The 20,145-nt window shown below is 42.7% G+C and carries 17 protein-coding genes and 1 pseudogene; 10 read left to right on the forward strand and 8 right to left on the reverse strand.

The annotated features are described in order from the left end of the window. Positions 1-8: 8 nt before the first annotated feature. Complete coding sequence (locus tag BLR84_RS05770; RefSeq protein ID WP_090465580.1) at positions 9-1,280, forward strand: DUF1501 domain-containing protein; 1,272 nt, start codon at positions 9-11, stop codon at positions 1,278-1,280. A 14-nt stretch (positions 1,281-1,294) separates the two neighbouring features. Here BLR84_RS05770 and BLR84_RS05775 read toward each other — a convergent pair whose 3' ends face one another. Further along, on the reverse strand, positions 1,295-2,611 hold the full coding sequence (locus tag BLR84_RS05775) for a sensor histidine kinase (RefSeq protein ID WP_143013837.1): 1,317 nt from the start codon (positions 2,609-2,611) through the stop codon (positions 1,295-1,297). A 181-nt stretch (positions 2,612-2,792) separates the two neighbouring features. Here BLR84_RS05775 and clpB point away from each other — a divergent pair, with 181 nt between their 5' ends. Further along, positions 2,793-5,414: an ATP-dependent chaperone ClpB gene (clpB, locus tag BLR84_RS05780; protein ID WP_090465585.1), complete on the forward strand. Its 2,622-nt coding sequence runs from the start codon at positions 2,793-2,795 to the stop codon at positions 5,412-5,414. A 214-nt stretch (positions 5,415-5,628) separates the two neighbouring features. Here clpB and BLR84_RS05785 read toward each other — a convergent pair whose 3' ends face one another. Then, positions 5,629-5,817, reverse strand: coding sequence for a hypothetical protein (locus BLR84_RS05785; RefSeq protein WP_090465588.1), 189 nt, complete (start codon positions 5,815-5,817; stop codon positions 5,629-5,631). An 88-nt stretch (positions 5,818-5,905) separates the two neighbouring features. Then, the gene (locus tag BLR84_RS05790; protein ID WP_090465591.1) at positions 5,906-6,304 is read right to left on the reverse strand and encodes a hypothetical protein; all 399 of its coding nucleotides are present in this window, start codon (positions 6,302-6,304) and stop codon (positions 5,906-5,908) included. 199 nt (positions 6,305-6,503) lie between these two features. Here BLR84_RS05790 and BLR84_RS05795 point away from each other — a divergent pair, with 199 nt between their 5' ends. Beyond that, entirely contained in the window at positions 6,504-8,117 is a 1,614-nt protein-coding gene (locus tag BLR84_RS05795) for a hydrolase (RefSeq protein ID WP_090465879.1), read from the forward strand. Positions 8,118-8,297: 180 nt separating this feature from the next. After that, positions 8,298-8,645, forward strand: coding sequence for a phosphoribosylpyrophosphate synthetase (locus BLR84_RS05800; RefSeq protein ID WP_090465882.1), 348 nt, complete (start codon positions 8,298-8,300; stop codon positions 8,643-8,645). A gap of 179 nt (positions 8,646-8,824) precedes the next feature. On the opposite strand, the gene BLR84_RS05805 is transcribed toward BLR84_RS05800, so the two are convergent. Next, positions 8,825-9,382, reverse strand: coding sequence for a hypothetical protein (locus tag BLR84_RS05805; RefSeq protein ID WP_090465594.1), 558 nt, complete (start codon positions 9,380-9,382; stop codon positions 8,825-8,827). Positions 9,383-9,475: 93 nt separating this feature from the next. Here BLR84_RS05805 and BLR84_RS05810 point away from each other — a divergent pair, with 93 nt between their 5' ends. The 4 genes from BLR84_RS05810 to guaB all read left to right on the forward strand — a co-directional run bounded on the left by BLR84_RS05810 (position 9,476) and on the right by guaB (position 15,142). Further along, complete coding sequence (locus BLR84_RS05810; protein WP_090465598.1) at positions 9,476-10,687, forward strand: hypothetical protein; 1,212 nt, start codon at positions 9,476-9,478, stop codon at positions 10,685-10,687. Between the two features lie 163 nt (positions 10,688-10,850). Further along, the gene (locus BLR84_RS05815; RefSeq protein ID WP_090465601.1) at positions 10,851-12,107 is read left to right on the forward strand and encodes a M16 family metallopeptidase; all 1,257 of its coding nucleotides are present in this window, start codon (positions 10,851-10,853) and stop codon (positions 12,105-12,107) included. A gap of 33 nt (positions 12,108-12,140) precedes the next feature. Continuing rightward, entirely contained in the window at positions 12,141-13,418 is a 1,278-nt protein-coding gene (locus BLR84_RS05820) for a M16 family metallopeptidase (RefSeq protein WP_090465604.1), read from the forward strand. A gap of 251 nt (positions 13,419-13,669) precedes the next feature. Further along, positions 13,670-15,142, forward strand: a complete 1,473-nt coding sequence (gene guaB / locus BLR84_RS05825) for an IMP dehydrogenase (RefSeq protein ID WP_090465607.1) — start codon at positions 13,670-13,672, stop codon at positions 15,140-15,142. A gap of 90 nt (positions 15,143-15,232) precedes the next feature. On the opposite strand, the gene BLR84_RS05830 is transcribed toward guaB, so the two are convergent. After that, positions 15,233-16,009, reverse strand: a complete 777-nt coding sequence (locus BLR84_RS05830) for a hypothetical protein (protein WP_090465610.1) — start codon at positions 16,007-16,009, stop codon at positions 15,233-15,235. A 132-nt stretch (positions 16,010-16,141) separates the two neighbouring features. Here BLR84_RS05830 and BLR84_RS05835 point away from each other — a divergent pair, with 132 nt between their 5' ends. After that, a complete protein-coding gene (locus BLR84_RS05835) occupies positions 16,142-16,726 on the forward strand; it encodes an LOG family protein (protein WP_090465614.1) in 585 nt (194 codons plus the stop codon). A 95-nt stretch (positions 16,727-16,821) separates the two neighbouring features. Here the strand turns inward: BLR84_RS05835 and BLR84_RS05840 are convergent, their stop codons facing one another. Further along, on the reverse strand, positions 16,822-17,139 hold the full coding sequence (locus tag BLR84_RS05840) for a cupin domain-containing protein (protein ID WP_090465617.1): 318 nt from the start codon (positions 17,137-17,139) through the stop codon (positions 16,822-16,824). A gap of 115 nt (positions 17,140-17,254) precedes the next feature. Continuing rightward, positions 17,255-18,025 (reverse strand): C1 family peptidase, encoded by a 771-nt coding sequence (locus tag BLR84_RS05845; protein ID WP_090465619.1) that lies wholly within the window; start codon positions 18,023-18,025, stop codon positions 17,255-17,257. Positions 18,026-18,255: 230 nt separating this feature from the next. Here BLR84_RS05845 and BLR84_RS05850 point away from each other — a divergent pair, with 230 nt between their 5' ends. Beyond that, a complete protein-coding gene (locus BLR84_RS05850; RefSeq protein ID WP_090465622.1) occupies positions 18,256-19,884 on the forward strand; it encodes an acyl-CoA carboxylase subunit beta in 1,629 nt (542 codons plus the stop codon). Positions 19,885-19,920: 36 nt separating this feature from the next. Here BLR84_RS05850 and BLR84_RS30220 read toward each other — a convergent pair. After that, positions 19,921-20,145, reverse strand: a pseudogene (locus BLR84_RS30220) (IS110 family transposase); the annotation flags it as partial.

Consider the following 20,145-nt stretch of genomic DNA (forward strand, 5'->3'; position numbering starts at 1 on the left):
CATAGATCATGGTATCAAGAAGAGGATTTTTAAAATCAGGAGGTTTAGCCTTATTGGGCGTAGGTTTAATGGGTGGGATTCCCGGCTTTTTAGCCGAAGCCGCCGCAAGCGAAAAGATCATATCGCCCTATAAAAAACGTAAAACGCTGATCTGTATATTTCAAAGAGGTGCGATGGATGGCCTGATGGCTGTAACCCCATTTACCGATCAATATTTAAAAGACGCCCGGCCAACGCTGTTTATGTCGGCAGCAAAAGCAGGTAACAATAATCCCTTGATCGACCTGGATGGGAGGTTTGGCTTACACCCGTCCATGAAATCCTTTGAGCCTTTGTTTCGTGAAAAACGATTGGGGATAGTGCAGGGCATCGGGTCGCCAAACAATACCCGTTCGCATTTTGACGCCCAGGACTATATGGAGTCGGGTACGCCTTTTAATAAAGGTACCTCAAGCGGCTGGCTTAACCGGGCGGTTGGCTTATTGGGGCACGATGCCCTAACACCTTTTACCGCTGTGAGCATGACATCGGCTATGCCGCGGTCTTTTTATGGCGATAACCCCTCGGTGTCTATCAGTAATCTGCAAGATTTCGCCATCCAGATGCGCGGTAACCCGATTGGGGCTAATATGGCTGCCAAAAGCTTTGAAGATCTGTATGATCAAACCTCATCCGGCCTGTTAAAGCAAACCGGTAAAGAAAGCTTTGAAGCAGTTAAAATGTTGCAAAAAACAAATATTAAAAACTATACACCAGCCAATTACGCGGTATATCCAAATTCGGCCCTGGGTAATTCCTTAAAACAAATTGCCCAGCTGGTTAAAATGGATGTAGGATTGGAAGTAGCCTTTGCCGAATCGAACGGGTGGGATACGCACTTTAACCAGGGAACAGAAAACGGCATATTTGCCCGTAACGTGGCCGACCTGAGCGATAGCATTAGCGCCTTATGGTGTGATCTGGAAGCTTACCAGGACGACGTGACCGTGATGACCATGACCGAATTTGGCCGCACCGTACATCAGAATGGCACAGGCGGTACCGATCATGGCCGGGCATCATGTAATTTTATTTTAGGGAATGATATTAATGGTGGGCTGGTGCATGGCGATATGAAGCCCTTGGCAGTAGAAAACCTCGAAGATGGTCGTGACCTCGCGGTAACAACAGATTTTAGAAGTGTATTCAGCGAAGTGGCAGACAAGCATCTGAACATTAATAATGATCAGATGCTGTTCCCGGATTGGAAGGGAGACAGGATAGGGGTAATGCGAGGATAATATATTTTGATATCTTATCCCAGCCAGGCAATGGGTAGTTTTATATAAAAAACTGTACCACGACCTACAATGCTTTCTACATCGATGATGCCGCTGTGTTTTTCAATAATCTGGTGTACAATACTTAAGCCCAGGCCGGTTGATTCTTCGCCTCTGAGGCCGGTTCTGCGTGCTTTTGAAAAACGGGTAAATATGTCTGGAAGCATGTCGGCCGGTATACCAAGGCCATAGTCTTGTACTTCAATAACCAATTCTTCGTCCTTTTTATTCAGCCTGACATCTACGCGGCTATTGTCTTTTGAAAATTTGATGGCGTTACTGATCAAGTTATCAATGGCCCGGTGCAGTTTCTCCTTATTCACCTTGGCATAAGCCGGGTTGATATGACTGGTGAGTATGACGTCTGTTTTAAGGTCCTGTTGTATCTCCCAATCGTTCACAATGCCTTTTAGTAACTGGTTCAGCTCCGTTCTTTCCATTTCAAAAACATCGCCGGTGTCATTACGTGCGGCTTCCAGCAGATCGTCAATAATGGTTCTTGCCTTAACACAGGAGGCTTTCATCATATTCAGGTTTTCCTGCATTTCTTCGTTCAGGTCATGATCCATTTCCATGATCATGGCCAGTGATTCTACCGCCGCGATCGGGTTGCGGAGGTCGTGTGCAACCATGCCTAACACCTGGTTCTTAAATTCGCCCGCTTTTTCTATCTCTACATTTTTTTCCCTGATCTCGATCACCTGCTGATAATAATTAACCTTGTAAGAAAAAAAGTACCTGGAGGTAAGATAAAAGGCAGAAAGCAGAATAGCCGAAATCAATTGATTATACACCATTTGGGTAGAGTTGGTTTGGCTGTAAAACAAAAGGGCGGTGAACAAAATCTCGATAGTGATGATCAGTATAATGGTTTCGTAGTACTCAAAAACATATACGGCGCTTATCAGGCTTAAGGCAATAAGATATAAGGTTAAAGCATTGCTTGGATCGGATGTGGCAATAAAGCTTGAATACATGCCACAGGATATGATGTATATCGAAAATGAAAATACCAGGAGTGCCATACCGGCAGTCGCTTTTTTATGGCTTTTGAAATTGGCGATGAACAGGTTGCTCAGGATCAGAAAAACGGGTGTGATGATAATAAACACCCAATTGCTCAAGCTAAATTCCGGGAAATTTTGGGCGCGGGTAAGGCTTACCGGAAAAACAAAATACAATATCCTTATAATAACATTCAACAGCAAGAATATCATACTTCCGGCCCTTATAGCTACCAGGTTTTGATAGGTATAATAATCCCGGTATGATGCTCTGTACTTTGCCGGCAAGCTATTAAAAAAGAAATGAGTATTCAATTGTATCGCATATAAGGTTGTTGGGCAAAAATATCAAAATTTAATAAGAAATTTTTCAAATAATAACAAGCCAAAATGTCGTTTAAGTTTATATTTACCTGACTTTTTTTCATTATAGGCTAAATGGCAAGCGTTTTGATTAACACTCATCAATATGAACTTTAACAACTTTACAATAAAAGCCCAGGAAGCCGTACAAAAGGCTTCGGAAATTGCCACTGGTAATCAACAACAGGCAATTGAACCCGCGCACCTGTTAAAAGGCTTGTTGCTGGTTGATGAAAATGTTATAACTTATTTATTAAAAAAATTAAACGTAAACCTTAACCGGTTGAATGAAACGCTCGACGCGCAGATCAGCTCATACCCCAAGGTAAGCGGAAGCAATATTTATCTGTCATCAGATGCCAATTCGGCCTTGCAAAAAGCGCAGGGTTATTTAAAAGAATTTAAAGACGAATTTGTATCGGTTGAACATATACTATTAGGTATACTGGCAGCTGGTGGTACTATCAGTTCACTGTTAAAAGATCTCGGTGTAAATGAAAAAGATCTTAAAAAAGCCATTGTAAGTTTGCGTGGCGACAGCAAGGTAACCGATCAGAATGCCGAAGCTACTTATAATGCCTTAAATAAATATGCTCGTAACCTGAATGAGTATGCCGGCTCAGGCAAGCTGGATCCGGTTATTGGCAGGGATGAAGAGATCCGCAGGGTGATCCAGATCCTGTCTCGGCGTACCAAAAACAACCCGATACTGGTGGGTGAGCCCGGCGTGGGTAAAACTGCCATAGCCGAGGGTATTGCTTTCCGGATCATTAAAGGCGATGTACCTGAAAGCTTAAAAACCAAAGTGGTTTACTCGCTGGATATGGGAGCCCTGATAGCTGGTGCCAAATACAAAGGCGAATTTGAAGAACGCCTGAAAGCGGTGATTAAAGAAGTAACCCAAAGTGATGGCGAGATCATCCTGTTTATTGATGAGATCCACACATTGGTAGGGGCCGGTGGTGGAGAAGGCGCCATGGACGCGGCCAATATATTAAAGCCCGCATTAGCCCGTGGTGAGCTGCGCTCAATTGGTGCTACCACACTTAATGAGTATCAGAAATACCTGGAAAAAGATAAAGCGCTTGAACGCCGTTTCCAAAAGGTAATGGTTGAAGAACCTGATACCGCCGATGCCATATCTATTTTACGTGGTTTGAAGGAACGCTACGAAACCCACCATAAGGTGCGGATTAAAGACGAAGCTATTATAGCCGCGGTTGAAATGTCGCAAAGATATATTTCCGATAGGTTTTTACCCGATAAGGCTATCGACCTGATGGACGAGGCCGCTTCTAAACTGCGTTTGGAAATGGATTCGGTACCTGAAGTGGTTGATGAGCTGGAACGCCGTATCATGCAGCTGGAAATTGAACGCGAAGCTATCAAACGGGAAAAAGACGACCGTAAGGTGACTGATTTAAGCGAAGAAATAGCTAACCTATCCGCCCAACGCGATTCATTACGTGCCAAATGGAAAGGTGAAAAAGACCTGGTAGATGGTATTAACCAAAAGGTTGAACTGATTGAAAACTATAAGCTGGAAGCCGAACAGGCCGAACGCGCCGGTGATTATGGCAAAGTAGCTGAATTACGCTACGGAACCATTGTACAGGCACAGGCCGAAGTGGAAAAACTAAAGGCCGCGCTGCTGGAAAATCAAAGCGATAGCCGCATGCTGAAAGAGGAGGTTACTGCCGATGATATTGCCGGTGTAGTTTCCCGCTGGACAGGCATACCTGTTTCCAAAATGATACAGAGTGAGCGCGAAAAACTACTCCATTTGGAAGAAGAGCTGCACAAACGTGTAGCCGGGCAGGAAGAAGCTATTGAAGCTATCAGTGATGCCATACGCCGCAGCCGTGCTGGTTTACAGGATAAACGCAGACCTATTGGTTCATTTATATTCTTAGGTACAACTGGTGTAGGTAAAACCGAATTGGCCAAAGCCCTTGCAGAATATCTGTTCAACGACGAGGCTGCCTTAATCCGTATAGATATGAGCGAATACCAGGAACGCCATGCTGTATCTCGTCTGATCGGAGCGCCTCCGGGCTATGTAGGTTATGATGAAGGCGGTCAGCTTACCGAGGCTGTGCGTCGCAAACCTTATAGTGTGGTGTTGTTGGATGAAATTGAAAAAGCCCATCCGGATGTGTTTAATATTTTGTTGCAGGTATTGGACGATGGACGTTTGACCGATAATAAAGGTCGTGTGGTAAACTTTAAGAATACCATCATCATCATGACCTCCAACATAGGCTCAAACATTATCCAGGAAAACTTCCAGACATTGGAGGATGATAATCGTGAAGAGTTGATAGCCAAAACCAAAAACGAGTTGTTCACGTTGCTGCGTGCTACTATCCGTCCGGAATTTTTGAACCGTATTGACGAGATCATCATGTTCACCCCGCTCAGTCGCGATGAGATCCATGATATTGTGAAACTGCAGTTTAATCAGGTAAAACAAACCTTGGCCGAAATGGGCATCCCGATGGAAGCTACAGATGAGGCATTGGATTGGCTGGCCCAGTTGGGTTACGATCCGCAGTTTGGCGCCCGTCCATTGAAACGTGTCATCCAGAAAAAGATCCTGAACGAGCTGTCAAAACAGATCCTGGCCGGCACGGTTGATAAGGACAGTAACATTAAGGTAGATATGTTTGATAACAATTTTGTGTTTTTAAACACGCCAAAAACTACCGATGAACCTATAAAACAATAAAATAATAATTCCATCATATAGCAAAGAGCCACCCATTTGGGTGGCTCTTTGCATTTATAAAAAAAGGCTGTCATGCTGAGCTCCGTCGAAGCATGGTGGGCAGGCCTCTGCGCTCGACCCTTCGACGGAGCTCAGGGTGACAGCCCCTGTTATTTGTTAGCCTTTTCATGAGCTATTACTCTTTAAGGGGATGGGGCACAATTATGTACCTATATCACGGTTTTTCCTCGTCGTTTTCCTTGCTCTTTTCTTCAGCCATTTCTATTAAGGTTTCGTTGTCGATAATTCTGTCCCTGTTTTTTGATTGGGTTGGTCCTGCTCCGGTAATAGCGATACCGGTTACGGCCAATAATAAAAATAACACCAGGCAAAAAAGCCTGATTATTTTTTTTAGCTTTTTCATGCCGGTAGCAATGTGAGCCCGATATGCTTTTAAGCATAGCTAAGCCATGTAATAAAATTTATATATGGGTTTTTGATAAACAGGCAGGTTAGCCTATTTGGGAAAAAGTGGTGTTATTATACTGATCGGCTCTGTGATACAGGTGATCGATAGGGTATGCGAAGTAATGTTTAGTAGATAAAAATAAGTGCACTAAATATTGATAGCGGATTAACGTGAGATCGTTATAAATAATAATTCTATGACCGGTATATTTTTTACTTGCTGCGTATGATGAGGTATTGGTATAAAAAGCTAACGCTGCTCTTTTATAACTGATCCCTCCCTTTGAAACGAAACTTTTATCAGTAAATAGTTCGGTATCCGAAACGCGGTTACCGCTGGTACTGCTATGACTCACATAACCTGATAGCGCAAAAAAGCCAAGCAGGAAGGTAAATGCCAGCAGGTATTTTTTAAAAGAAGCCTTTATATTATTATCAAGCACACGTAAATATAACTAAATAGTTGTTATGTCTAATGATTTGTGAATGAGTAATTTTTTTATTTAAATGCCTTTTATTTGTATTCTTGATATTATTTAATAATATGTTAATATTGTGTAAATGTTTGAGTATAAACTTTTACAGAAGTTTACCGCACAATTATTTAGTACCGACACATATACAAACTTACCGAAAATCACTATGCTTAAATTTACCCAACCCGGGCTATTGTTCATAGCCTCTGCCCTTACCGGAATGCTGGTAATGGGTTGTCAGAAAAACAGTACTCCAAAAGCTCAAACTCCTGATGCAGCCGCCTCAATCAGCAAAAACATCAAAACTCAGGCAGTATCACTTACACAGGGTTTCGAAGTTGGCTCAACCAGCCCTAAAACAGCTTATGATGTATCACCCACCGGCTCAAGCAGCGGCGACAATGTTACGCTGTCTGGCAATTCATGGAATATGTATGACGCTTTGATAGGGAACCTGGCCGCAGATCAAAAAGCAGGCTCGTGGAGCGCCCGGATACGCAATACCGGCAAAATTACCATGCTATTTGACGTAACTACCGGCATAAGCACAGTTACCATTAAATCTGCAACTTATAACGGTGATACCGCAAGTCAATGGGGCTTGTTTTATTCTGTTGATGGTGGTACTACCTGGGCTCAGTCAGGTGCAAACATCACAACCGGTGCAACACTGGCTTTACAAACTTTTACCATTAACGTAACCGGCAACGCCCGTTTGGAGATCCGTAAATTAACCGGTGGTAGCAACCGTATCAATATTGATGATATAACCATCAATGATAATGGTGGTGGTACAACCCCTCCGCCGGTGGTGGTTACAGGAAAGAAATACCTGTTTGATGCCAGCCACCTGGAAAACGCAGGTAGCGCTGATTGGCAGATCGATGCCGATGGTACCGAAAGCGTGCCAATTTATACTGGCGGCACAACTACCGAAACCAAAGCACAACGTATCCCAACCCCGTCATATACAGGTATCACTTCCAGTACTCCGGAAACTTACTGGAAAGGTGGTATATCATCATGGGCTGTTTCATTGGTGAAATTAGGCGAATTGGTTGAAACTTTACCTGTAGGTACAGCCATTACTTATGGTAACGCTTCAAACCCTCAGGATTTGAGCAACTATGACGTATTTGTAGTAGTTGAGCCAAACCGTTTATTTACTGCTGCCGAAAAAACAGCTTTGATGAACTTTGTTTCAAACGGTGGTGGTTTATTTATGATTGCTGACCACACTGCAGCTACCACAGCCGGAACTGACGCTAATGGTTATAATCCATCTGACAGGGATGGCGATGGTTATGATTCACCACGTGTTTGGAATGACCTGATGACCAATAACGGTATCAACAACAACAATCCTTTTGGCTTCAATATCAATTATGTTGATATCAGCGAAGGCCCATCAACCAATGTTTATACCGGTACCAATGCCAATGCGCAAACAGTATTGAATGGTGCGACTGGTACAGCTTCAAAACTGGCTTTCTATAATGGCTCAACAGCAACGTTGACCCCAACAAATAATTCAAGCGTACAAGGCTTGTTCTGGCGTAATTCAGCTACAAACGGTGGCAACAGTAATGTAATGGCTTTATTAGCTACTTACGGAAGCGGTCGTATTGTTTGGATCGGAGATAGCTCACCTGCTGATGACGGTACCGGAGATACCGGTGATAGCCTGTTTAACGGTTGGTCTGGTGATTCACCTTCGGGCTTTACCTCACATCCGGCTTTACACCTTAACGCGTCGTTATGGTTAGCTAAGGCTATATAAATGTTTCCAGAGCCCTCGTGAATGGGGGATAGGATGCATCCTGAAACTTACGAAGTTTTTAAAACTTCGTAAGTTTTTTGTTTTAAGCCCACCTTATTCAAACAAGGCTCGTGTTTGGTGGTTGTACATAATAAGCAGCTAAACACTGCATCCTGTAATACTAAACAAAACATCACCACCATGAGAAGTTACGAAACCTTAGTGGATGCCACTAACGACCTCCTGAAAAGAGGATATACCGCCAACCTGAGTCTGGATGGTGACACTATAGATGATAATGCACAAAATATACACATGAGGGCCGACGACTTTGAAATTGATGAGTTTTACCGGTTTGAAGGAGCCAGTAATCCCGATGATATGTCGATAATTTATGCCGTATCATCGCCTAAATATAACCTTAAAGGGGTACTGATCAATGCCTACGGAACCTACGCGGATAATAGTGAATCGGCCATTGTCGCAAAACTGCACCATCATCAGGTAAGTAATAATTTGCACAGGGAAGACAGGCCGACTTCGGATTAGTTTTAAATGTGCGAATATGCAAAATGATGGTTTACACATTATATGATGGTTTTTCTGTTAACTAATTGATTATAAGATACATAAATCAATGTTAACCATGAAAAGTGTAAACCATGTAAACCCACTTTTAACAAAATGGTACGCCTGTTTGGGGACAATGCTTAGACCCCAACTGCACATTATTTTTGAATTAGCTTCAACGTAGTTTTTGCTGCCGACCTCATACCGGCGCTCTTGTCGCACAGGAATATCTTGAGCTGGCCCTCTAATTCTTCGGCGATCCAATCATAGCGGTACTTCAAATTAAAAAGCGCTTTACCGGCAAAGGCTTTTACAGCTACCTTAACTTTAGGATCAATCATCCAGTCAAAAAGTTGCTCAACTACTGGTTCCAGGTCAATAGTTTGGAGTTTTTGCCTGACGGAAGTTGGGGATGAGGTATCCGTCATGTGCATGATTAATTTGGTGTAATGCCGCATACAGCTTGGGTTGCTAACTCCTTTGAAACGGGATGCGAAGTACTCCAGATCATTAAGATAGTGTTCAGGATCTTTCAAAAACATGTTCTCTAATATCCATACCGCACGGAAACCAATCACCTTATCCTGATGAAAAGTAATATCAATCAGATCTCGTAAAGCAAAATGCTGTTCCTCTAAAATACGGGTTAGTTTCAATACTTTGGTTTTACCCAAGGTGTGCGATAATTCGTCGGTAAGTTGTTGGCAGGTAAGCATGTTATGCCAAATTTAAGGTTTTTTGTTGGGCCGGAAAATGTTTTATTGGTCTGAAAATTGCTCGGTTTTTTCAGACTACCTAAAACATATATCATGAAACCATACCTGTCATTATTGATCTTTTTTCTGTTCACGATCAAACTTTCTGCTCAATCATCCATTGCACCTATTCCCGGATGGAAAATGGATCTAAGCAACGGTCGTTATCGTTTTACTCCACCTGATGCCATCGGAACTTACGGGTTTAAATATGAGATATTTCCCCCGGTAAATAATAAAGTAAGTGATCTGACGGAATGGCTTAAAATGGCTACACTACAGGATCTGCGGGCATCCGGATATTCAGACCCTATACCCGGCGAACCTCGTGAGGCTAAAGACATTCAAACTTTAACTACTTATTCTGTTATTGTTCAGGATGCATCAAAGAAAAAATTGGCGGCCATGTATTTTGCATATTCCAGGCCCGATCATTCTATCCGTTACGGCAAGGTCGTGCGTTTACGTGAATATTCCGGTAATTACATCAATGTTGCCGCCACTCATTTTGTGGCTTTGTTGAAACAGGAAACAGCAGAAACCCCTAATAGCCCGAATACAACCGCTGCGGTGTCTCTCCAGCAAAATACAAGCGTTTCAGAGCCATTGCAGCAAACCAAAGGAAAAGGATTATCATCCGCAGATATCCGCGGTATAGTGTTACACAGCGAGAGCAGCTATGGCGTTGGTGGTATGCTTATATTTATATACAAACCCTATATTTTGTTGAGTGATGGCAGCCTTTATGAACATCCCGAAATTAGTCCGAACGATTTAAATGTGACCCAATCCAGGCAATCAGAACCTGAGAAATGGGGCACCTGGAAACTGAACGGGAAAACTTTAACCATTGTTCATGGCAGCAAAAGTGGCGCGATTGGCAAACCAAACGAGTGGACAGGTGGCTGGACCTGGGCTACTCCCGCCAAAAAGAATGAAAAATTAACCGCTACTTACGGTAGTATTTCGGGAGGTGGTAACACGTCCATAGGTGGCGGTTCTATTACGGTATCATCCAAATACATCACATTTAACAATAAAGGGCAATTTACCTATGAAAGTGTGGGTGGAGGTAGTTATAACGATAATACGGGTGGCGTATCGGCCTATTCTTCAAAAAATGCAGCCGGCACATATTTACTTGATGGCTATTCTATCGAATTGCGTTTTAATAACGGAAAAATAATACGGCAGTGTTTTTATTTTTACAGTGATGATCACGAAGTGTTTGGTATTGGGAATCATCCATACACCATTTCTAAATAAATTTAAGGTTCGAGGTGGGGTTGCGGGACTCGAGGAGCCAGATTGGGTTAGTGGATAGCACATTTTTGATCCCGGCAACACGACTCACGCAACCCGCTCCATGACCTCTCCCTACTTCTATAAAAATTTATACCTTTACCCGTTTTTAAATTAAAATTACTACATGGTTAAATTCAACCGTTTCACACTGGATAATGGTCTTCGGGTTATTGTTCACGAAGATAATACTACACCTATGGCGGTGCTTAACATTCTGTATGATGTGGGCGCCCGCGACGAAAACCCCGAGCAAACCGGTTTTGCGCATCTGTTTGAACACCTGATGTTTGGTGGATCGGTAAATATACCCAGCTATGACGAGCCCCTGCAAAGGGTAGGCGGCGAAAACAATGCCTTTACCAGCAACGATATCACCAACTATTATATTACGCTGCCCTCGGCCAATATCGAGACCGCTTTTTGGCTGGAGAGCGATAGGATGCTGAGCCTTGCCTTTAGCGAAAAAAGCCTGGAAGTACAGCGTAACGTGGTCATAGAGGAGTTTAAACAGCGTTATCTGAACCAACCTTATGGTGATGTTTGGTTAAAACTGCGCCCCCTGGCCTACAAGCATCATCCTTACCGTTGGGCTACTATAGGTAAAACCATTAAACATATCGAAGATGCCCGCATTGAAGATGTAAAAGCCTTCTTTAAAAAGCATTATACTCCGCAAAACGCCATTATGGTGGTTGGTGGCGATGTTACTACGGAGCAAGTGAAACAACTGGCCGAAAAATGGTTTGCACCTATTCCGGCAGGCGAAAAGTATCATCGTAACTTGCCGCAGGAACCTGACCAGCATGAAGAACGTCGCGAAACGGTTACCGCTAAAGTTCCATTGAACGATGTTTACATCAGTTTTCAGATGGGTGGCAGACTGGATGACGACTTTTATGCAACAGAGTTGTTGTCTGATGTGCTTTCGCGCGGTAACTCATCACGTTTATACCGCAGCTTAGTTCAGGACAGGCAGATTTTCAGCGAAGTACACGCTTATATAACCAGCAGTCTGGATAAAGGCATGTTTATACTGGAAGGTAAACCACTCGAACATATCAGCATTGAACAAGCGGAAGCCGCCTTGTGGGAAGAACTGGAAAAAGTTAAGAATGAAGAGATCCCTGCGGATGAGTTAACCAAGGTACAAAATAAGACCGAATCGACCATGGTTTTCTCGGAAATGTCACTGTTGGATAAGGCCATGAACCTGGCTTCATTTGAATTGCTGGGCGATGCAGAAATGCTTAATCAGGAAACATCAAGATACCTGGCGGTAACTGCTGCTCAGATAAAAGATACAGCCGCTAAGATATTCAGGAAAGATAACTCATCAACCCTTGTTTATCTGGCCGAAAAAACTGAATCGGCATTAGCTTAAATAAACTCTGATTCAGACAAAAAAATAAAAAACATGATCGACAGAAAATTAGCCCCGGATTTTAAGGCTATTGAAAATATAAACCTCATCAAACCTGAACATAAAAAGCTGGACAACGGCTGTAATGTTTATTGTTTTAACTCGGGCGACCAGGAGCTGGTACGGATTGAATGGATCTTTAACAACCTGCGTTTTGATGGGGCTAAGCCCTTGCTAAACATGGCAGTAAACACCATGCTCACAGAGGGAACGACAACACTTTCGGCCTCTGAAATTGCCGATAAGGTTGATTTTTACGGCGCCTTTTTACAGGTTGATTACGGGTATGAGAATTCGCTGGTTACACTGTACAGCTTAAATAAACATTTACACCATACGCTGCCGGTTATTCTGGATATCCTTACAAATTCTGAATTCCCGGAAAAAGAGTTGGAAACATTTAAGCGTAACCAACAGCAAAAATTACAGGTAAGTCTTCAGAAAAATGATGTGCTTGCCCGTCGCGATTTTAATAAGGCTATTTACGGAGAAACTATTTATGGCCTGGGTGCAAGCTTTGATAACTATAAAAGCCTGCAGCGCGAAGATCTGCTGGCACATTTTAAACAAATGTACCAGCCTGCAAATTGTACTTTAATAATTGCAGGTAAAATTGAACCGGATACTCTAACGCTGATTAAAGAAACCTTTGATAAAAGCTGGACAAATGGTCCTGTAGCCGCGGATACGTCACAACCTGAACTTAAACCAGCCGCTGAGTTGTTTTATTTAACCGAAAAGCCGGATGCATTGCAATCGGCTATCAGGATAGGCTTACCGGTAGTTAACCGTAACCATCCAGATTTTCAGCCTTTGCAGGTATTAAACACGGTTTTAGGTGGTTATTTTGGTTCACGATTGATGGCCAATATTCGTGAAGATAAAGGCTATACCTATGGTATAGGTTCTGGTCTAAACTCGTTTAAACAGGGCGGCGCTTTCTTTATTGCCACCGAGGTTGGTGCTGATGTATGCAAAGCTGCAATCGGCGAAATTGAAAAAGAGCTCGAGCTGCTTAAAACCGAATTGGTACCTGAAGATGAATTATCGCTGGTACGCAACTTTATGCTGGGATCTTTACTGGGCAGCCTGGAGAATGTGTTTTCACATGCCGATAAATTCAAAAGCATCTACTTTGCCGGTTTAGATTATGATTACTACGATAGGTACGCCACAACAGTAAAAACAACAACCGCCGTTGAATTGCGTAACCTGGCTAATAAATATCTGAATTTCGATCAGTTTTACAAAGTGATCGTAGGGAAATATTAGGATTTGACTCTCAGCGCGTCATTGCGAGGAACGAAGCAATCCCCATAAGCAGAGCCACTCTGTAAGTAGGGGGCACACTAAGTTCGCAGTGACGCGTTTTTTATAATTCTGCATTCCAACTCCCAAATCAGATTTATCATACAAAGGCAATTTTCTACGTGCTTTTAAATAAATCCTAAATCGAATACCCAAAATCCGAAATAATTATTACCTTTGCCCGGCAAATAATAACTCCAAAATAATTATTTGCTATGCAGTTAGACCCATCAAAATTTGTTGCCGAAGGATTAACTTACGACGACGTTTTACTACTCCCGGCTTATTCAGAAGTTTTACCGCGCGAAGTTAACACCAGTACTTTTTTAACAAAAAACATCCGGTTAAACATCCCAATTATCTCGGCAGCTATGGACACCGTTACCGAATCTGGTTTGGCTATTGCCATAGCCCAGGCCGGTGGTATAGGCATATTGCACAAAAACATGACCATACAGGCCCAGGCCGACGAGGTTCGCAAAGTTAAACGTTCAGAAAGCGGAATGATACAAGATCCCGTAACGCTGCTGGAAGATGCTTTGCTTGCAGATGCTTTCCAGATCATGAAAGAATTTAGCATTGGCGGTATCCCGGTAATTGATGCGGATCATAAACTGAAAGGGATCATTACCAACCGTGACTTGCGTTTTCAGAAAGATATGTCGGTGCCTGTAAGTGAGGTAATGACCAAAACAGGTTTGATCATTGCTCCAGAAGGCACTACACTAACCGAAGCCGCAGCTATTTTACAAGGTAATAAAATTGAAAAACTGCCTGTGATAAACAAAGATGGTAAGCTGGTAGGCCTGATCACTTATAAAGATATTCAAAAAGTAAAAAACTTCCCTAATGCCTGTAAAGACGAATTTGGTCGTTTACGTGTGGGAGCCGCTGTTGGAGTTGCTGCGGATAACATTGACCGTGTAACCGCGTTGGTTAACGCCGGTGTGGATGTGGTTACGGTTGATACCGCCCACGGTCATTCAAAGGGAGTTATTGAAATGGTTAAGGCGGTAAAAAAATTATATCCAAACTTACAAGTTATTGCCGGTAACATAGCTACCGGCGATGCTGCACTTGCCCTTGCTGATGCCGGTGCCGACGCGGTAAAAGTAGGTATTGGTCCGGGTTCTATATGTACTACCCGTATTATTGCCGGTGTGGGCGTACCACAGCTTTACGCGGTTTATGAATGTGCCAAGGCATTAGAAGGCCGTGGTATACCGGTAATTGCCGATGGTGGCATCAAACAAACTGGTGATATTGTTAAGGCTATTGCGGCTGGTGCAAGTTCTATTATGGCCGGCTCGCTCTTTGCCGGGGTGGAAGAATCACCAGGCGAAACCATTATATACGAAGGACGTAAATTTAAATCATACCGTGGTATGGGTTCTGTGGAAGCCATGGCTAAAGGTTCAAAAGACCGTTATTTTCAGGATGAGACTGATGTAGTTACCAAACTGGTTCCAGAAGGTATTGTTGGTCGTGTACCATTTAAAGGTAACATGGCCGAGGTAATATTCCAATACATTGGCGGTTTACGTGCCGGTATGCACTACTGTGGTGCCGCCAACATCGAGGATCTGCAAAGAGCCAAATTTGTACGTATCACCGCAGCAGGTATGCGCGAAAGCCATCCACATGATATTACTATCACTAAAGAAGCTCCTAACTATACCAGCAGGTAATTCTTAGTTTAAAAACGGCATAATATAACTGTCTGTAAAATACGTTGAGATTATTCTTAAGTATTTTACAGACAGTTTTGTTTTACAGCATTACTGGCCGGTTATAGATGATGACTTTGAAATTAAGCTGTTGGCGGTGATGACCTTTAATGCCTGGTCATCATTGAAACCTACTTTAATAAGTGCATCAAAATAGTCTTTATTTAATTTGGCTATTTCGGCTATTTTACCGGGTTGCTTAAAGTAGGCAAGTTGAGCGTCAAGTACTGATTTTGCCATAGATGCGTACATTGGGCCCATAGAACTCATGGCGTTTTGCATTTCATTGGAGTTTCCATAAAACAATCCTGTAGTGGCTGTGTCTCTTTGTATTGGCGGTGGCGGCATTAATACCACATCGGTTACTTTTATTTTTGTTCCTGGAGGAAATGATTTTGTAAGGCTTACATTATAAAAATTAAAAAAAGTAATGCCATCGTTTCTGATACCTGGTCTTTCAATGATATCAATGGAGTTTGCATTTGCAGGTATTTTTTTAAAATAAACTTTGAATACAAGCTTATCACCTTTTTTACTAAAAGTATGTTTAGCTGGTACCATAGCTATGTTTTCTGATTTTACATAATTATAATGCTCATTATTTACATCGGTTTGGATGAATATTTCCTTATTGAGTTGGGCCCATGTGTTGTCGCCGTTGGCCGTATACTCAAAGCTGACAGTCGTAAATTGTTTATCAGTTTCAATTTTGGTTATCCTGCTGTTCCAGTCATCGCTGCCTCCTAACTGTGGATTTTCAATATTTTGCGCAAAGCCAGGTAAGCTGGCTATCAGCAGGAAAGCTGATAAGATTAAGAATTTTCTCATTGTGAATAATTTAGGATATAGTTTTTATAAATATAAAAATAAGCCTTAAATGTAGGGCTGACAAATAAAAAAACAAGTAATAATTAATCATTCCATAAGCTTCAATATAAATTGGCCTGATATATTTGTGGGATGAAAGCTATCTGCGTATTCTGTGGTGCCAATTTTAACGGCGACCCGGTATTGAAACAAGCGGTTGAACAACTGGCCGAACTAATGGTAACCCGCAATATTACCCTGGTATATGGTGGCGGTAAAGTAGGGATAATGGGTCTGCTGGCCGATAATGTTCTGGCACACGGAGGTAAAGCCATCGGTATTATCCCACAGTTTCTGATGGATAAAGAGGTTGGACACACGGGCTTAACCGAGTTGCATATTGTTGAAAATATGCATCAGCGTAAACAAATGATGAATGATCTGTGCGATGCTATCATCACACTCCCCGGTGGGATAGGTACCCTTGAAGAGTTTTTTGAGGTGCTGACCTGGTTACAATTGGGCCTGCATAAACATCCGATAGGTTTATTGAATGTAAGCGGTTTCTACGATTTCCTACTTAAACAACTGGGTGTAATGGTTGAACAAAAATTCATGAAGCCAGCCAACCGCGAACTTGTGATCACTTCCGGCGATCCTATTGAGTTGGTTAACCTCATGGATGGTTTTAATGTTACACCGGATGAGGTTTGGTTTAAAGACAGAAATCTGATATAGATATGCGGATGTGCAGATTTCAGATGTGCAGATAAAAAAATCAATGCATCTATAATTTGCACATCTGCATATTTGCACATCCGCACATCCAAAACTCACTCCCCACCTTCCGGGCCATAAAAAATAACCCAGGTGGCAAAGTCGTCGGTGAAGTTTTCAAAGCGGTGCTCAACTCCGGCTTTCACAAACAATACATCACCCTGTTGAAAACTGGTGCGTACACCATCATTCAAAAACTCCCCATATCCACTGATGATCACGTATAATTCATCCTGCAAGTGCGGCGTTTGAGGGTCGATATTTACTGGCCGGTATATCTCAACCGACATGCTGCCATGCTCAATAACTTTAACAAATAAATTTTCGGGCTTGTTGCTTAAATGCTGCAACGCTTTAATGACCGATGATTTCATTATAATTAGGGATTTAAATGTTGTACTTCGTGCGTTTTACGTGATACGTTGTATGTCTGGATTGATCGCGTTATGTATAATTAAAACATACAACGTATCATGTAAACCCCGAAACTTATGCAACCTGACTTATGGTCCAAAAATCGTCGGCCAGATCGGTACTGGTGATATAATCGTAAGGCATATAAAAATAACCCTTCAATCCCCAGCTATCACCCCAACTGTTACGTACAATAAAAGCCTTCTTTTGATCATCATAGCCCACAGCCATTACTGCATGTCCGCCTATCACACTTTCTGTTTTGGAAGGCATAGGTAAAACACCGCTTTTTGCTACAGCATCGCCCTCAAAGCTTTGGTAAGCTGTAAAGCCAAATACAAAAGGATTGCCACCAGCAAGACACGTTTTTAACTCATTAATAGCCGTATTATTTAAACGAGTGTATTGCAATGCCTTGTTTTTTAAAGCCTTTGTATATAACGATTTGGTGGGTTTTTTAGCAAATTTACTAACAGCGTATGGCCAAAGAGTTTCGTCGCAAACGCCTGAGGTGGCAACAGATTTAACACCATCACGTAATTGCGCTCCGCTGTCTTCTTTTACGTGGCCCTCTAAAACGCGTTCGTTATAATAAATAAACAGGCGTGATGGATTAAATACCGGCAGTTTTTGTTTTATGAGTTCAAACTGAAAAGCGCCGGCTATGGCATTGGCTGTGCAGGAGCCTAATGCTCCCTGGTCATAAACCGCTGGGCACTGCGCACGCAGGTCGACCAGTGGAGGAGTGGGCTGAGCCAATGCCTCGTGGCGTACAACGGCATATTGAAAGTCGCGGTGATCGGGCAGGTCTGGTAACCAGCCGTAGTGTTTGGTTTGTTGTATCATATCAGGGATGAAATAATTATGCAATAAAGGTATAGCGTTTGATGCTCATTCACGTGCGTGTTTTTACGTTATCTGGTGCGTACTGATACCTGAATGTTTGAACAAGATAAATAGTTGATTAGCAATGTCAAAATATTTTTTACTCTATAATGTGCAAAACAAAACAGCAATTCGTTAGCTTTTGATCCTTTAATTTTTCCTAATTTACATTTTCCTATTATAAACCAATTATGGATATCGCATTCAATATTAATGAGGATATAAACAAACAGCTTGTTTATGAGCTCAATACCAGGCTCAAAAAAATATATGAAGGTGGGGGCGAAAAGGCCGCGGCCAAGCAAAAAGAAAAAGGAAAAATGCTGGCCCGGGAGCGTGTGGCTTATCTGATTGATGACGACAAGCCCTGGTTGGAAATGGGCGCTTTTACTGCCGACGGTATGTATGCCGAACATGGTGGTTGCCCATCGGGTGGTGTGGTGTGTGGCATTGGCTATGTATCGGGGCGGCAGTGCGTGATAGTTGCTAATGATGCCACGGTAAAAGCAGGTGCCTGGTTCCCGATAACTGCTAAGAAAAATCTGCGTGCGCAAGAGATATCCATGGAGAATCGTTTACCGATCATTTACCTGGTCGATTCCGCCGGCGTTTATCTGCCTATGCAGGACGAAATATTTCCGGATAAAGAACATTTTGGACGCATCTTTCGCAATAATGCCATCATGAGCAGCATGGGCATCATCCAGATCTCGGCCATTATGGGCTCCTGTGTAGCTGGTGGGGCTTATTTACCTATTATGAGCGATGAGGCCATGATTGTGGAAGGTACCGGTTCGGTTTTCCTGGCTGGGTCATACCTGGTAAAATCCGCCATTGGCGAGGATGTGGATAACGAAACGCTGGGTGGTGCCACAACCCACTGCGAAATATCGGGCGTTACGGATTATAAACAACCAAACGATAAAGCCTGCCTGGATTCTATCCGCAATATCATGAGTATGGTGGGCGATTATAACAAAGCTGGTTTCGATCGCATAAAACCTGTTGCACCCAAATTAAACGAAAAAGATATTTACGGCATCCTGCCCGATAACCGCGAAAAAGCTTATGATATGCGGGAGATCATTTTGCGTTTGTTGGATGATTCGGCTTTTGAGGAGTACAAGGAAGGCTATGGTCAATCCATTATTTGTGGTCTGGGCCGTATCGATGGCTGGGCAGTAGGCATAGTAGCCAATCAGCGCAAGGTGATCAAATCAAAAAAAGGCGAGATGCAGTTTGGCGGTGTTATTTATTCCGATTCGGCCGATAAAGCCACACGCTTTATCATGAACTGTAATCAAAAAAAGATTCCCCTGGTGTTTTTGCAGGATGTTACCGGCTTTATGGTAGGCAGTCGCTCAGAACAAGGAGGCATCATAAAAGATGGCGCCAAAATGGTGAACGCGGTAGCTAATTCAGTAGTGCCTAAGTTTACTATTGTGATAGGCAATTCCTATGGCGCGGGTAATTATGCCATGTGCGGTAAAGCCTATGATCCCAGGTTGATCTACGCCTGGCCTTCAGCTAAAATAGCGGTAATGGGGGGCGGACAAGCGGCTAAAACCTTGTTACAGATACAGGCCGCTGGCTTAAAAGCCCGGGGCGAAGTAGTTGATGAAGTAAAAGAGGCCGAGCTACTGAAACAAATAACCGATAGATACAACAGTCAAACAACACCATATTATGCCGCCGCAAGGCTTTGGGTTGATGGTATTATCGACCCGCTGGAAACCCGCAAGGTGATTTCTATGGGTATCGAAGCCGCCAATCACGCACCTATTGAAAAAGCGTTCAATGTAGGAGTGATACAAACGTAAATAAGCTGTGCAATTTTCAATATGTCATTGCGATTTCTATGATACAAACAAATGCTTTTGGTAAGGTACTTGGTTTTTAATAACAGCGAAGATTCGATGGATGATTTTATTTCTTACTGCATTTAGGACAGACATCTTATTTTTCCCTTCATCAATCTTTCTCTTAAAGTATTCTCCCAGATCATTTTTTAAGCGTATTGCACTCATGGCAGCCAGATGCAATACGCTTTTAATGGCTTTGTCGGCATATACAGACACCTT

It is taken from the genome of Mucilaginibacter sp. OK268 (assembly GCF_900103125.1).
GTDB lineage: Bacteria > Bacteroidota > Bacteroidia > Sphingobacteriales > Sphingobacteriaceae > Mucilaginibacter.